Here is a 14101-nt window from a genome sequence, read left to right as displayed (position 1 = left end):
ATGCAAGAAAGTATCCAACTGGTCATTGACTCCGCGCCTTACCTGTTAAAGGGCGCAGTTTTTACGTTACAACTGAGCATCGGTGGTATGTTCTTCGGCCTGCTGCTGGGATTTATCCTCGCACTGATGCGCATGTCGTCAATCTGGCCGGTCAGATGGCTGGCGCGGATGTATATCTCTATTTTCCGCGGCACCCCGCTGATTGCCCAACTGTTCATGATCTATTACGGTTTGCCGCAGTTCGGCATTGAGCTGGATCCGATTCCGGCGGCGATGATTGGCCTGTCATTGAATACAGCGGCCTATGCGGCGGAAACGCTGCGCGCGGCGATTGCCTCTATAGACAAAGGGCAGTGGGAAGCCGCCGCCAGTATCGGCATGACGCCGTGGCAGACTTTGCGTCGGGCTATTTTACCGCAGGCTGCCCGCGTGGCGCTGCCGCCGCTCTCTAACAGCTTTATCAGCCTTGTCAAAGATACTTCGCTGGCGGCGACGATTCAGGTACCGGAACTGTTCCGCCAGGCACAGTTAATTACCTCACGTACGCTGGAAGTATTTACGATGTATCTGGCGGCATCACTGATCTATTGGGTGATGGCGACGGTGTTATCGACGTTGCAGAATTATTTTGAAAATCAGCTGAATCGCCAGGAGCGTGATCCAAAATGAATGCGATTGAAGTCAAAAAACTGGTGAAGAAATTCCACGGGCAGACCGTGCTGCACGGTATCGATCTCGAGGTTCAGGAAGGGGAGGTCGTGGCGATTATCGGCCCGAGCGGCTCTGGTAAAACCACGCTGTTGCGCAGCATTAACCTGCTTGAATACCCCGAAAGCGGTACCATTCGCGTAGGCGATGTGACTATCGATACTTCGCGTAGTATTGGCCAGCAAAAAGGGTTGATCCGCCGTCTGCGACAGCATGTTGGCTTTGTGTTCCAGAACTTCAATCTTTTCCCGCATCGTACGGTGCTGGAAAATATTATTGAAGGGCCGGTTATCGTAAAAGGCGAAGATAAGAACGAGGCCATTTCTCTGGCGCGTGAACTGCTGGCAAAGGTAGGGTTGTCGGGAAAAGAGAATAGCTATCCGCGTCGTTTATCCGGCGGGCAGCAGCAGCGTGTGGCGATTGCCCGCGCGTTAGCAATGCGCCCGGATGTTATTCTTTTTGATGAGCCAACTTCTGCATTGGATCCAGAGTTAGTGGGCGAGGTACTCAACACCATCCGTCAACTGGCGCAGGAAAAGCGCACCATGGTTATTGTCACCCATGAGATGAGTTTCGCTCGCGATGTCGCCGACCGCGCCATTTTCATGGATCAGGGGCGTATCGTCGAACAAGGTAAGGCCAGAGAGCTATTTGCTAACCCGCAGCAACCTCGTACGCGCCAGTTCCTCGAAAAATTTCTCATGCAGTAACACTTCTCTCTCATCGTGGTCCTCACAATTGGCTGGGGGCCGCGATCGGACAACCTGCCAATCACCGCCGTTGCTGGCGAGGCAGAACATATTTTCTTCCTTAGTTCGATAAATAATCGTCAGCGAAAATCGAATAATGCGATGGCTACGTTATTTTATACATATAAATAAGATTTATGTGTTAGTTTTATGTATTTATAATAATGATTATCAATCAGGGGTTATTTGGTAGGCTATGAGGGACATTGATTTTTTCAGCTGGCGGCGGGAAATGCTGCAACAATTCCAGTCAACTCATGATGGGGATTCGGTTTATAACCTTCTCCAACAGCAAACAGAAGAACTGGAATACGACTACTACGCACTCTGTGTGCGCCATCCGGTGCCTTTTACACGCCCGAAACTGACGCTGCAATCAACTTATCCTCAGGCCTGGATGTCACATTATCAGGCGGAGAATTATTTTGCTATTGATCCGGTATTACGCAGAGAAAATTTTCTTCGTGGACATCTACCATGGAATGACCAGCTTTTTTGCGAGACCCCAGAATTGTGGAATGGCGCGCGCGATCATGGTTTAAATAAAGGCGTGACGCAGTGTCTGACCTTGCCAAATCATGCGTTGGGCTTCTTATCGGTTTCTGCTAAAAATGCGCAGCCGGGTCCGTATCACGAGGACGAATTAGAGTTACGTCTAAGAACGCTGACCGAGCTTAGCCTGCTGGCGTTGCTGCGGCTGGAGGATGAAATGGTTATGCCGCCGGAGATGAAGTTTAGCCGGCGCGAGCTGGAGATCCTAAAATGGACCGCAGAAGGAAAGACCTCGGCAGAGGTGGCGATGATATTGTCTATTTCAGAAAATACGGTCAATTTTCATCAGAAGAATATGCAGCGGAAATTTAACGCCCCCAACAAAACGCAAATTGCCTGTTATGCCGTCGCAACAGGATTAATTTGAGCGAATCGCTCGTTCTGCGTGTCAGACGTGAAACCGGCTGTCAGCGATCGCTTTCAGCCGGTCCTTTCTTACTGACGGTAAGCTTGTTTAATTTGCTTAACGGTGCTGGAGAATACGGCAGCCTGAGCCTCATCTTCCATCTGCGCGATTTGCTTTTCCATTTTAATAATCACGCGGCCAGCATCTGCCTGACCCATAGCCTGAAGCATTAGCGTCAGCAGGGCTTTCAGGCAGGAGACTTCCTGCGCCAACTGTTGATTATTTTCTGCAGTGGAAAAATCTGGTGTGCTCATCGATATCCTCGTTTGCTATTAGCGCTGTCGCGCAATACTAAATGTTAAGGCGGCGCAGTATACCACAAGCGGTAGAAAAAAAAGGAGCGCGTGATTTGTGTTGCTGATGTTGCGCGCTGAGCGGTTAAATTTACTGAATAATATCTGTTCATCTAAGTGCTCATCGTTAATATTTTCCGCCGCTTTTGGCGGAAGTTAATTATTGTTACATCTTTCGAATCCTATTAATCCGCAACCCGTTCTGTTGCTTTTTTTGCGCCTTCTGTAGGGTGAATGTTAAAAAAGAAACATAATCCAACTATATGTTCTGTATAGGTTTCCACCTGGTGTGGAGACAAATTGCCATAAATGGGAGGGAAATCTTCTTCAGGACACTTTTTGGGCTTTTAAAGTTACGATAAAACCCGGTAATATATGGGAGATAAACTATCAGTAGCGTTATCCCTAATTCTGGAGATTATTCCTTTGATCAACGTACTTCTTGTTGATGACCACGAACTAGTGCGCGCAGGGATACGACGCATTCTGGAAGATATAAAAGGGATTAAAGTTGTCGGTGAGGCCTGCTGCGGCGAGGATGCCGTTAAGTGGTGCCGTGCGAATCCTGTGGACGTCGTCCTGATGGATATGAACATGCCTGGTATTGGGGGGCTTGAAGCGACGCGAAAAATCGCGCGCTCCATTGTCGATACCAAAGTGATCATGTTGACCGTGCATACTGAAAATCCGCTGCCTGCGAAGGTCATGCAGGCTGGCGCCGCCGGTTACTTAAGTAAAGGTGCTGCCCCGCAGGAAGTGGTAAATGCGATTCGTTGTGTTGCTTCGGGTCAACGTTATATCGCTTCCGATATCGCCCAACAGATGGCGCTCAGTCAGATTGAACCGGAAAAAACGGAATCACCGTTTGCCAGTTTGTCTGAACGTGAGTTGCAGATTATGCTGATGATCACTAAGGGCCAAAAGGTCAATGAGATCTCAGAACAGTTAAATCTGAGTCCCAAGACGGTGAATAGCTATCGTTATCGAATGTTCAGCAAATTAAACATTCATGGCGATGTGGAGCTAACTCACCTGGCAATTCGCCATGGCCTGTGCAATGCGGAGTCGTTAGCAAGTCAGTGAGTGATGTTTTTGACGCAAAAGCTTTCCTCAAGACGGTGACCAGCCAACCGGGCGTCTATCGTATGTATGATGCTGGTGGTACCGTCATTTATGTTGGCAAAGCAAAAGATCTGAAAAAGCGCCTTAGCAGCTATTTTCGCAGCAACCTGGCTTCGCGTAAAACCGAGGCTCTGGTGGCGTTGATCGCGCAAATTGACGTGACCGTTACCCATACCGAAACGGAAGCGCTGCTGCTTGAGCATAACTACATCAAGCTGTATCAACCGCGTTATAACGTGCTGCTGCGTGACGATAAATCCTATCCCTTTATTTTCCTCAGCGGCGATACCCATCCACGACTGGCGATGCACCGTGGCGCTAAACACGCCAAAGGCGAATATTTTGGCCCATTCCCTAACGGCTATGCCGTTCGCGAAACACTCGCGCTGCTGCAAAAAATTTTCCCCATTCGCCAATGTGAAAATAGCGTCTACCGCAATCGCTCTCGTCCCTGTCTGCAATATCAAATTGGCCGTTGTTTAGGACCGTGCGTCGCCGGACTGGTAAGTGAAGAAGAGTACCAGCAGCAGGTAGAATACGTGCGGCTGTTTCTCGCCGGGAAAGACGATCAGGTATTGACGCAACTGATTGCCCGGATGGAAAAGGCCAGCCAGGCGCTTGAATTTGAAGAAGCCGCCCGCATCCGCGATCAGATCCAGGCGGTACGTCGGGTGACGGAGAAACAGTTCGTTTCCAATAATGGTGACGATCTGGATGTTATCGGCGTGGCTTTTGATGCCGGAATGGCCTGCGTGCATGTGCTGTTTATTCGCCAGGGTAAGGTTCTCGGTAGCCGCAGTTATTTCCCGAAAGTTCCGGGTGGCACTGAGTTGGGTGAGGTAGTGGAAACCTTTGTGGGGCAGTTCTATCTACAGGGCAGCCAGATGCGAACCTTACCGGGGGAAATTTTACTCGATTTCAACTTGAGCGATAAAACCCTGCTTGCGGATTCGTTGTCCGAGCTGGCCGGTCGTCGGGTGAATGTGCAGACTAAACCCCGCGGAGACCGCGCGCGTTATCTGAAGCTGGCGCGCACCAACGCCGCCGTTGCGCTTACTACCAAACTGTCGCAACAATCAACGGTCAGCCAACGTCTGCAGGCTCTGGCGACACTACTTAAGCTGCCGGCGGTGACGCGGATGGAGTGCTTTGATATCAGCCATACCATGGGGGAGCAAACCGTCGCATCCTGCGTGGTGTTCGATAGCAATGGTCCGCTACGGGCGGAATACCGTCGCTACAATATTACCGGTATTACCCCTGGTGATGATTACGCGGCCATGAATCAGGTATTACGACGCCGGTACGGTAAAGCAATTGAAGAGAATAAAATCCCGGACGTTATCCTGATAGACGGCGGTAAGGGCCAGCTTGGTCAGGCCAAAGCCGTGTTTGCCGAACTGGATGTGCCATGGGATAAAAATCATCCGCTACTGCTGGGGGTGGCGAAGGGGAGCGATCGTAAAGCCGGGTTGGAGACGTTATTCTTTGAGCCAGAAGGTGAGGGCTTTAGTCTGCCGCCGGATTCTCCTGCTCTGCATGTTATCCAGCACATTCGCGACGAATCCCACGATCACGCTATCTCTGGGCATCGTAAAAAACGGGCGAAGGTGAAAAGTACCAGTACACTTGAGACGATTGAAGGTGTTGGCCCGAAACGCCGACAAATGTTGTTGAAATATATGGGCGGCCTGCAGGGGTTGCAGAAAGCTAGCGTAGAGGAAATTGCGCAAGTACCGGGTATATCTCACGGACTGGCAGAAAAGATCTACTACTCGTTGAAACATTAGGGGCTCTGTAGCACCATAGGGCTAATTAACACTTACAACATACAGTTACCCGTTACCATGCAATTTAATATTCCGACGTTGCTCACTCTGTTTCGCGTTATTCTGATACCGTTTTTCGTGCTGGCGTTCTATCTGCCTTTTAGCTGGGCGCCTTTTGTCTGCGCGTTGATTTTCTTTGTTGCCGCTGTTACCGATTGGTTTGATGGCTATCTGGCGCGTCGCTGGAACCAGAGCACTCGCTTTGGCGCCTTCCTTGATCCGGTTGCCGATAAGGTGATGGTGGCTATTGCCATGGTGCTGGTTGCAGAACACTATCATACCTGGTGGGTGACTTTGCCGGCAGCGACAATGATCGCGCGTGAAATTATTATTTCTGCTCTGCGCGAGTGGATGGCTGAGCTGGGTAAACGCAGCAGCGTAGCCGTATCATGGATTGGTAAAGTGAAAACGACGGCCCAGATGGCGGCGCTGGTCTGGATGCTGTGGCGGCCTAATGTGTGGGTGGAGTGGGCTGGTATCGTTCTGTTCATGGTTGCTGCGGTGTTGACGCTGTGGTCAATGTTACAATATTTGAACGCTGCGCGCGGCGATTTGCTTGAACAGTGATCGTTTCGACGCAAATTTCAGCAAACGACACGAAGTTGCGAAAAATACCGTTGACTCACCGCGTGAGATAAGTAGAATGCAACGCATCGAACGGCGGCACAGTCTTCCAGACGATAACAAAATCAAGTGATTAGCTAATCTACTTGATGATGCGGGAATAGCTCAGTTGGTAGAGCACGACCTTGCCAAGGTCGGGGTCGCGAGTTCGAGTCTCGTTTCCCGCTCCAAATTAAAAGCATCGGCAGTAGCGGGTGTTTAGGTATTAAAGGCGCGTTAGCAAAGCGGTTATGTAGCGGATTGCAAATCCGTCTAGTCCGGTTCGACTCCGGAACGCGCCTCCACTTTATATCCCGAGCCCGGATGGTGGAATCGGTAGACACAAGGGATTTAAAATCCCTCGGCGTTCGCGCTGTGTGGGTTCAAGTCCCACTCCGGGTACCATTGGGATAAAGTAGAATAATCAAAGCAATAAGCAGTGTCGTGAAACCACCTCCGGGTGGTTTTTTCATTTCTGAAACGTCATTTCCTGACATCATTCCTAACATACTCCACCTGCAGAGATAGACTCTGAGCGCTATAAACGTTATTTGTCCTATGACAAAACCTCCGGTGCTTGCTACGCTTAACGTGATTTTCGAACCAGGCAACAGGAGTAGGGGAAATATGTTTACCGGATTGTGTGCTTTTCCGCTGACGCCACTGCGCAATAATGAGGTGGATAGCCGCGCGCTAATAAAAATCATCGATCGTCTGGTCTCGGCGCGAGTTGATTCGCTGGGCATTCTGGGCTCAACCGGCAGCTACGCCTATTTGAGCCGCGAGCAACGCAAAATGGTGGTCCTGGCGGCAAAACAACATGCGCAAGGGGTCCCGATGATGGTCGGGATAGGCGCGATGGCGACGGATATGATTCTACGTCTTGCTGAGGATGCTCAGCAGGCGGGTGCGGATGCTGTGCTGCTACCGGTGCTGAACTACCAGCCTCTGACGGATGATGAGGTGTTTACACTGTTCCAGACGGTTAACCGCCATGTGTCGGTACCTATTTGTATCTATGATAACCCGCGCACCACCCACAGAGCCTTTTCTGATGCGCTTGTTAAGCGTATTGCTTCGTTATCCAATATCGCATCAATCAAGATCCCCGGTTTGCCGGCCGACCAGGCTGGCGTCAGAGTGGCGACGCTTCGTCAGCGATTGCCGCAGCGAGTGAGTATTGGCGTCAGCGGCGACGCTTTTGCCGCGGCAGGGTTAAACGGCGGCTGTAATCTGTGGTATTCCGTTTGCGCCGGTCTGTTCCCGCAAATTGCCCAAAATATTACCGCAGCAGCGTTAAGTGGCGAGCGGCAGCAGGCATCGGCACTAAGCGAACGGCTGGAGCCATTATGGGCATTGTTCAGACAGCACGGTAGTCTCAAAGTGATTGCCGCTGCCGCCTCTATTCTTGAACTAGCCGAAGTAGAGTGTTTACCGCGACCGTTGGCCCCGCTCTCCGCGGAGGCCATTAACGATGTCAAATCGGTCATGGATAAGCTGGATCTACGCTGAAGTTTACCGCCTTTCCCTTACCTATGTTTATCAGGTAATTCGCCAGCCATTTAAGGTAATATATCACTGGCGTTAATGTTAACGCTGTATTGATATTCTTTGGGTATGTGATGCCTTTATGGCAATGATAACTATATATGAGGGATCTTATGGCCACGTTGCTTGAAAGCTACGGGAACTGTTTTCGAAAATATGCCACTTTCCGCGGCCGATCCGCGCGCCAGGAATATGTGGTTTTTACCATTGCTAACTTTATATTGTCCGCGATCCTGGGATTGATCCCCGTCGTTGGCGGTATCTTCGGGTTAATTATTATCATTCCGGGGATCGCGGTTGCGGTGCGTCGTTTGCACGATCTCAACAAATCCGGCTGGTGGTTGCTGGCGCCCTACGGCATTATGCTGATCGGTCTGATTGGTATTGCCGCTACCGTCGAAGAGGGTAGAGCCGCAGTATGGGTATGGGTGATCGCGCTGGGCGGCCTGGCCGCGTTGGTAATGTCGATTTGGATGATTTTTACCCGTGGTACCGTAGGCAGCAACCGCTTTGGTGATGAACAGAACGATGACAACAGCGGCGGTAATACGATGGGCAAGAGTTCTGCCGCGGATGATGTCAGAGAGCGCCTGGCACAGGCTAAGAAAATGCTTGATGACGGCGTTATTAGCGCAAGTGAATACGAAGTGATGCGTGCTAATATCATTAAAGATATGTAGCTGATTCGCCGCCGGGCCTGCCCGGCGTTAATAAATTCACCTGCGTTAGCGAGAGCGGGTGGTTTTCTCCTCCCATTTTCGCTACTGTAAGCGCCATTTTTCTACCATCATGAGCCTGTTAATGAAAACCGGACCCCTGAACGAAAGCGAACTTGAATGGCTGGACGAGATCCTGTCGAAATATGCCACTGAGGGCGCCATCCTTGATGTCTCCGAACTTGATGGTCTGCTGACGGCTATCCTATCCGGGCCGAGCGAAATCGAACCAGCGCAGTGGCTGCTTGCTATCTGGGGCGGGGCGGATAATGTACCGCGCTGGGCTAACGATCGCGAGCGCGACCGTTTCGTTAACCTGACGCTGCAGCATATGAGCGACATCGCCGAACGCCTGGCTGACTATCCGGAGCAGTTTGATCCGCTGTTTGGCACTCGCGAGTTTGAAGGCCAGGAACTGACCATTGTTGAAGAGTGGTGCTTCGGCTATATGCGTGGCGTTGCCCTCTGCGACTGGTCGACGTTACCTGCGGAACTGCAGCCACAGCTTGATGCCATTGCGTTACACGGAACTGAAGAACGTTTCGAAGCGCTCGATACGCTGACCGCGGATGAATTTGTCGAAAGCGTTGATAGCATAAAGCCCGCCGCGCTGGCTTTATATAATTACTGGATGGAGAACGCTCAGCCGACGGCCGTGCAGCAACCGGTAAGAAATGAGACCAAGGTGGGGCGTAATGATCCTTGCCCCTGCGGCAGCGGCAAAAAGTATAAGCAGTGTTGCTTAGCTAAATAAAAAAAGGGGCCAAATGGCCCCTTTTTTTATCCCACAGCGGGTAATAATCCCGCCACAATGCAGAATTGAATGGCCACTATCGCCACTCCACAGCCCAATACCAGCCAGAGCGCAATCGAGCTGCCCGGAACACGCCAGGTTGCCTGTGGGTGCAGTTTTCGGCTTTTCATTACTAATAATGATGGCAACATCAGCGCCAGTACGGCGAGCGCCACGCCAGCGTAGCCCAGCGCCATCACGAAACCTCGCGGATAAAACAGGGCGAAGGCCAGCGGCGGCAGGAAAGTGATGACGCCGCTCTGTATACGTCCGGCAGGGGTGTTTTTACGCTGAAACAAATCTGCCAGGTAATCAAACAAACCTAATGCGACGCCGAGAAAAGACGTCGCCAGAGCGAAGTCGGCGAACAGATGTACCGCCACCTCTACATGCGGCGAGGCGACAACGTCGCGGATTGCTGCCAGCAGGCCGTTCAGGCCGGAATTCTGCGCTAGCACGGCGGTAAAGGCCGGAGAGTCGATGCTGCCAAGCGTGGCGAGTTGCCAGAAAATATAGGCGACCAGCGGAATAAAGCTACCGATGATAAAGACGCGGCGCAGCTTACGAATATCGCCATTCAGATAGCTAACGATGCTGGGAATACTACCGTGAAAACCAAACGAGGTGAAAATCACCGGAATAGCGGACAGCGCCAGGCCCTGCTGTAGCGGCAGAGTCAGGAGATTTATCTGGTGAATATGCGGCAGCAGCAGCACCAGCATCACCGCGAGGAAGATAATTTTGGCGCTGAATAAAAAGCGGTTAAACAGATCGACCAGAGAAGTCCCTATGCACACCACCGCGCCGCCAATGCCGGTAAAGAGCAATACGCCGGCAGAAGGCGGCAGGCTCCAGTTCAGCCACTGATTAAGGCTGGAGGCAAGCAGCTCCCCAGCACCGCTGATGTAGGCCGCCGTAAGCGCATACATCAGAAATAGCATACAGAAACCGGTAATCCATTGGCCGTAGCGGCCGAGATAGCGCGCCGCCAGTGAGCCTAATCCCATATCCGCAGGGACATGTTGATAAACTTCCAGCAGAAGCAGGGCGGTATAGCACATCAGCGCCCACAGCGAGATCAGTAATACCAGGGTGACGCCAAAACCGACTCCCGCCGAAGCGAGCGGCATCGCCAACATACCGGCGCCAATGGTGGTGCCGGCAACGATTAAAATACTACCCAGAGTGCGGTTCTTCACGCTTTTCTCTATCTATGAAGGAAGGAACGAATAATTATGTCGCGCAGAGTATGTGAAATGAGTGATTTCGTCAAATGATGGTTACAAGTGGTGTAATTATATCTTTACGTCTCTGGAGGGCAGAAAAGACTGCGTTGGCGCAAAGCCGCCAGGCGCATGCTGATATATGCTGCCTGCTTTACAGGAGGAGTTATGTCATCTATTCACGGTCATGAAGTATTACAGATGATGATCGCATCGGGCGAGTCGTACAGCGTTGCCAGTCTCGAAGCGGCCATTAAGAGGCAATTTGGCGAAGATGCTCGCTTTCACACCTGTTCGGCGCAGGATCTGGACGCGGCGCAGCTGGTGGCGTTTTTGCAGCAGAAAGGTAAATTCATTGCAGTGGAAGAGGGTTTCAATACCAGCGAGAGTAAAATTTGCCGTCATTGAGCGCGCGGCGGCCAGGGCGGCCGCCGCTGTGGGAATTAGTTTTGCGTGTCGAGGGTTGCCAGTTCTTTATCGATAAAGTAAAGGCCTTCACCGCTTTTACCGGCAAGGGTCAGTTTATCAATAACAGATTTGAATAATTTCTCTTCTTCATGCTGTTCTGCTACGTACCATTGCAGGAAATTAAAGGTCGGGTAATCCTGATTGGTCATCGCGGCATGCGCCAGTTCATTGATTTTTTGCGTAATTAACTGTTCATGTTCATAGGTCTGGCGGAACAGTTCATCAAGTGAAGCATATTCGGCAAACGGCGAGCTAATGGCGTTAATACGCGGCAGGCTGCCGGTATCGGTCAAATAGTCGAACAGGCGCTGCATGTGCGTCATTTCTTCCTGCGCGTGGCGGCGGAGAAAGGCGGCTGCACCTTCAAAGCTATGGTAGCTGCACCATGCGCTCATCTGCTGATAAAGCAAAGAAGAATAAAGCTCAAGATTCATTTGCTCATTAAGTTTTTCGATCATTTCTGCTTTCAGCATGGCGTCCACTCCGGAAATAAAGATTAAATCATAATGTGCCGTCACTATAATTTGTTAGTAATTTATTTGCAAAAAGTAAATTAAAAAATTAATTATTAAAAATGCAAATGGGAATAAAACGCATTGGCAATATAATAATAAATGAGAATGGTTTTAATTTGATATTTATTTCGTAAATTATCGCGTGAAGCGAAACGACGAATATTTAATGTTCTGAACCTGAAAGGGGAAAACTGGGCTGAGGGAGGCTCAAAATGTGACGCGCTAAGATTTTTGTAAAACAGCTTTTCATAAAGTTTGAAAACGCATTTATGAAGTAGTAGAGTCCTGTTAACGCTAACGAACTATCGGGCCGTGCCCGCAGAGCATTCAGGAGAGTGAAGCATGAAAATCGCACTGATGATGGAAAACAGCCAGGCCAGCAAAAATGCCATCATCCTCAACGAGTTAAACGCCGTTGCCGATGAAAAAGGCTTCCCGGTTTACAACGTAGGAATGAGCGATGAGCACGATCATCATCTCACCTATATCCATCTGGGAATCATGGCCAGCATCCTGCTGAATTCTAAAGCGGTCGATTTCGTGGTGACCGGTTGCGGCACTGGCCAGGGGGCGCTGATGTCATTGAATATCCATCCGGGAGTGGTCTGTGGTTATTGTATTGACCCTGCGGATGCCTTCCTGTTTGCCCAAATCAACAACGGTAACGCGTTGTCTCTGCCTTTTGCTAAAGGCTTTGGCTGGGGGGCGGAATTGAACGTGCGCTTTATTTTTGAGAAGGCGTTCACCGGCCGTAATGGGGAGGGGTATCCGCCGGAACGTAAAGAGCCGCAGGTCCGCAATGCCGGGATCCTGAATAAAGTGAAAGCGGCGGTGGTGAAAGAAAATTATCTTGATACCTTACGAGCTATCGATCCGGAACTGGTAAAAACCGCCGTTTCCGGGCCGCGGTTCCAGCAATGCTTCTTCGAAAACTGCCAGGATAAAGAAATCGAAGCTTTCGTACGCCAGATTATAGGCTAATAGGGCTTTTCAAACAGGCCTGCATCACTACGCGGGCCTGTTTGTTATGGTCGTGTTTTACTGGATACCGTGCTGCCGGCATCTCGCGTAAGATGTAGCGTATCAATCATCCCTACCAAACAAATCAGCGCAATAAAGACAAACGCCAAGCGGAAGCTAATTCCCGGTAGAGTCGTCAGATTCAACCACTCGCTCAACTGTTCACCGATGCGGATGCCGATGGCGCCGAGAGTGATACCGAGCCCAACCGCCAGCTGTGAAGCGGTGCTGAACAGCGTATTGGCATAACTCATCTGCGCGGAAGGAACGTCGGCAAAAGCGAGCGTACTGACGCCGGTAAATTGGATGGAACGGAACACCCCGCCAAGATAGAGGATCAACATTATCAGCCATACCGGCGTTTGCGGCGTTAACAGCGCGCAGGCAAGTAGCGAGGCGACATTCAGCGCACCGTTAATCAGCAATAAGCGGCGAAACCCCAACCAGCGGATGAGCGGCGTGGTTGCAGGCTTGATAGTGAGATTGCCGACAAAAACGGCCAGCACCAGCAGTCCAGAATGAAAAGGATCCATGCCGAAACCCACCTGGAATAGCAATGGAAGCAGGAATGGGACGGCGCTTATCGACGCGCGAAACAGTGAACCGCCGTACATGGTTACCCGGAATGTAGGAACCTGCAAAGCGTCCAACCGTACCATTGGCCAGGCGGCGCGGCGGAAATGGCGTAGAGAGAAAAACATACAGCCGATACCTGTCGCCATGAGCGCCAGTGTTTGCCAGCTCTGTGGCTGTCGGTCGCCGAGTCGTTCCATCGCTGCCACCAGGCTTATCATCGCCAGTGACGTCGTCAGAAAACCGGGTAGATCGAAGGGGCGGCGTTCTTCTTCACGGATATTGGGAATGATGCGTAGCGAGAGCGCCATCGCCAGTAGTCCGAGCGGCACGTTAATAAAAAAGATCCAGTGCCAGCTGGCGTAACTGGTAATAAAGCCCCCGAGCGGCGGGCCGATTATCGGTGCGACCAACGCCGGCCAGGTCAGCGTGGCTATTGCCTTGATGAGCTGATCTTTGGGAGTGGTGCGCAATACCGCCAGGCGCCCGACGGGGACCATCAGCGCGCCGCCGACGCCCTGTAGAATGCGCATTGTCACAAAGCTTTCGATGTTGCGCGATAAACCGCAGAAAACGGAGGCGAGGGTAAAAATGGCGAGGGCCAGAGTAAACACTTTCCGCGCGCCGAAGCGGTCGGCGATCCAGCCGCTGGCGGGGATCAGTACCGCGAGGGTGATCAGGTAGGCGCTGATGCCAATATTGAGCGCGACCGCCGCTACGCCAAAATCCTTCGCCATATCAGGCAGGGCGGTAGCGATGACCGTGCCATCGAGAAATTCCATAAAGAAAGCGCCAGCCACCAATAATGCCGGGGCGGAAAAAGCGCCTGTTTTTGGCGTAATTGTTGTTGTACCCATTGCGTCGTTGCCATAGCAAAATGAATAAGTATCTTTGCGGTACGTTTTCTTTTCGCCGCTCCCGCACATGTTTTTTTATCTGGTGCGATTTAGGTTACTATTACGCTCCTGAAAATAGGAGTAAAA

The 14101-nt window shown here is 51.2% G+C and carries 15 protein-coding genes and 3 tRNA genes; 14 read left to right on the top strand and 4 right to left on the bottom strand.

Annotated features, from left to right (window positions below; genetic code table 11):
* The 3 genes from tcyL to sdiA all read left to right on the top strand — a co-directional run bounded on the left by tcyL (position 1) and on the right by sdiA (position 2376).
* Positions 1–669, top strand: a complete 669-nt coding sequence (gene tcyL / locus EAE_RS23250; protein ID WP_015705981.1) for a cystine ABC transporter permease — start codon at positions 1–3, stop codon at positions 667–669.
* The gene (gene tcyN / locus EAE_RS23245) at positions 666–1418 is read left to right on the top strand and encodes an L-cystine ABC transporter ATP-binding protein TcyN (RefSeq protein WP_015705980.1); all 753 of its coding nucleotides are present in this window, start codon (positions 666–668) and stop codon (positions 1416–1418) included. Before tcyL ends, tcyN begins: the two co-directional genes overlap by 4 nt.
* A 235-nt stretch (positions 1419–1653) precedes the next feature.
* Entirely contained in the window at positions 1654–2376 is a 723-nt protein-coding gene (gene sdiA / locus EAE_RS23240) for a quorum-sensing transcriptional regulator SdiA (RefSeq protein WP_020078446.1), read from the top strand.
* A gap of 68 nt (positions 2377–2444) precedes the next feature.
* On the opposite strand, the gene EAE_RS23235 is transcribed toward sdiA, so the two are convergent.
* Entirely contained in the window at positions 2445–2669 is a 225-nt protein-coding gene (locus EAE_RS23235; RefSeq protein WP_015365908.1) for a DUF2594 family protein, read from the bottom strand.
* 465 nt (positions 2670–3134) lie between these two features.
* Here EAE_RS23235 and uvrY point away from each other — a divergent pair, with 465 nt between their 5' ends.
* The 9 genes from uvrY to EAE_RS23190 all read left to right on the top strand — a co-directional run bounded on the left by uvrY (position 3135) and on the right by EAE_RS23190 (position 9280).
* Positions 3135–3791 carry a UvrY/SirA/GacA family response regulator transcription factor gene (uvrY, locus tag EAE_RS23230; RefSeq protein ID WP_015705978.1) on the top strand — a complete coding sequence of 219 codons (657 nt, stop codon included), beginning with the start codon at positions 3135–3137 and terminating at the stop codon, positions 3789–3791.
* Positions 3788–5620: an excinuclease ABC subunit UvrC gene (uvrC, locus tag EAE_RS23225; protein WP_015705977.1), complete on the top strand. Its 1833-nt coding sequence runs from the start codon at positions 3788–3790 to the stop codon at positions 5618–5620. Before uvrY ends, uvrC begins: the two co-directional genes overlap by 4 nt.
* A gap of 57 nt (positions 5621–5677) precedes the next feature.
* Positions 5678–6226, top strand: a complete 549-nt coding sequence (pgsA, locus tag EAE_RS23220; RefSeq protein WP_015705976.1) for a CDP-diacylglycerol--glycerol-3-phosphate 3-phosphatidyltransferase — start codon at positions 5678–5680, stop codon at positions 6224–6226.
* Between the two features lie 151 nt (positions 6227–6377).
* A tRNA-Gly gene (locus EAE_RS23215) sits at positions 6378–6453 on the top strand.
* Between the two features lie 40 nt (positions 6454–6493).
* Positions 6494–6567 (top strand) — tRNA-Cys (locus tag EAE_RS23210).
* Positions 6568–6580: 13 nt separating this feature from the next.
* Positions 6581–6667: transfer RNA gene (locus tag EAE_RS23205), tRNA-Leu, on the top strand.
* 222 nt (positions 6668–6889) lie between these two features.
* Positions 6890–7774, top strand: coding sequence for a dihydrodipicolinate synthase family protein (locus EAE_RS23200; protein ID WP_015705975.1), 885 nt, complete (start codon positions 6890–6892; stop codon positions 7772–7774).
* A gap of 137 nt (positions 7775–7911) precedes the next feature.
* Positions 7912–8490, top strand: a complete 579-nt coding sequence (locus tag EAE_RS23195) for a DUF805 domain-containing protein (RefSeq protein ID WP_306301961.1) — start codon at positions 7912–7914, stop codon at positions 8488–8490.
* 109 nt (positions 8491–8599) lie between these two features.
* Positions 8600–9280 carry a YecA/YgfB family protein gene (locus EAE_RS23190; RefSeq protein WP_392389263.1) on the top strand — a complete coding sequence of 227 codons (681 nt, stop codon included), beginning with the start codon at positions 8600–8602 and terminating at the stop codon, positions 9278–9280.
* Between the two features lie 26 nt (positions 9281–9306).
* On the opposite strand, the gene tyrP is transcribed toward EAE_RS23190, so the two are convergent.
* A complete protein-coding gene (gene tyrP / locus EAE_RS23185; protein ID WP_015705972.1) occupies positions 9307–10518 on the bottom strand; it encodes a tyrosine transporter TyrP in 1212 nt (403 codons plus the stop codon).
* A gap of 192 nt (positions 10519–10710) precedes the next feature.
* Between tyrP and EAE_RS23180 the strand changes: the two genes are divergently transcribed.
* Positions 10711–10950, top strand: a complete 240-nt coding sequence (locus EAE_RS23180; RefSeq protein WP_015705971.1) for a YecH family metal-binding protein — start codon at positions 10711–10713, stop codon at positions 10948–10950.
* 35 nt (positions 10951–10985) lie between these two features.
* On the opposite strand, the gene ftnA is transcribed toward EAE_RS23180, so the two are convergent.
* Entirely contained in the window at positions 10986–11483 is a 498-nt protein-coding gene (gene ftnA / locus EAE_RS23175; protein ID WP_015365960.1) for a non-heme ferritin, read from the bottom strand.
* Positions 11484–11867: 384 nt separating this feature from the next.
* Here ftnA and EAE_RS23170 point away from each other — a divergent pair, with 384 nt between their 5' ends.
* Complete coding sequence (locus EAE_RS23170) at positions 11868–12506, top strand: RpiB/LacA/LacB family sugar-phosphate isomerase (protein WP_015705970.1); 639 nt, start codon at positions 11868–11870, stop codon at positions 12504–12506.
* A 44-nt stretch (positions 12507–12550) separates the two neighbouring features.
* On the opposite strand, the gene EAE_RS23165 is transcribed toward EAE_RS23170, so the two are convergent.
* Complete coding sequence (locus tag EAE_RS23165; protein WP_015705969.1) at positions 12551–13975, bottom strand: MFS transporter; 1425 nt, start codon at positions 13973–13975, stop codon at positions 12551–12553.
* Between the last annotated feature and the right edge of the window lie 126 nt (positions 13976–14101).

Source organism: Klebsiella aerogenes KCTC 2190 (assembly GCF_000215745.1).
Classification (GTDB): Bacteria; Pseudomonadota; Gammaproteobacteria; order Enterobacterales; family Enterobacteriaceae; genus Klebsiella; species Klebsiella aerogenes.
The sequence above is the reverse complement of the archived record's forward strand: the minus strand, read 5'-3'. Positions and strand labels throughout refer to the sequence as shown.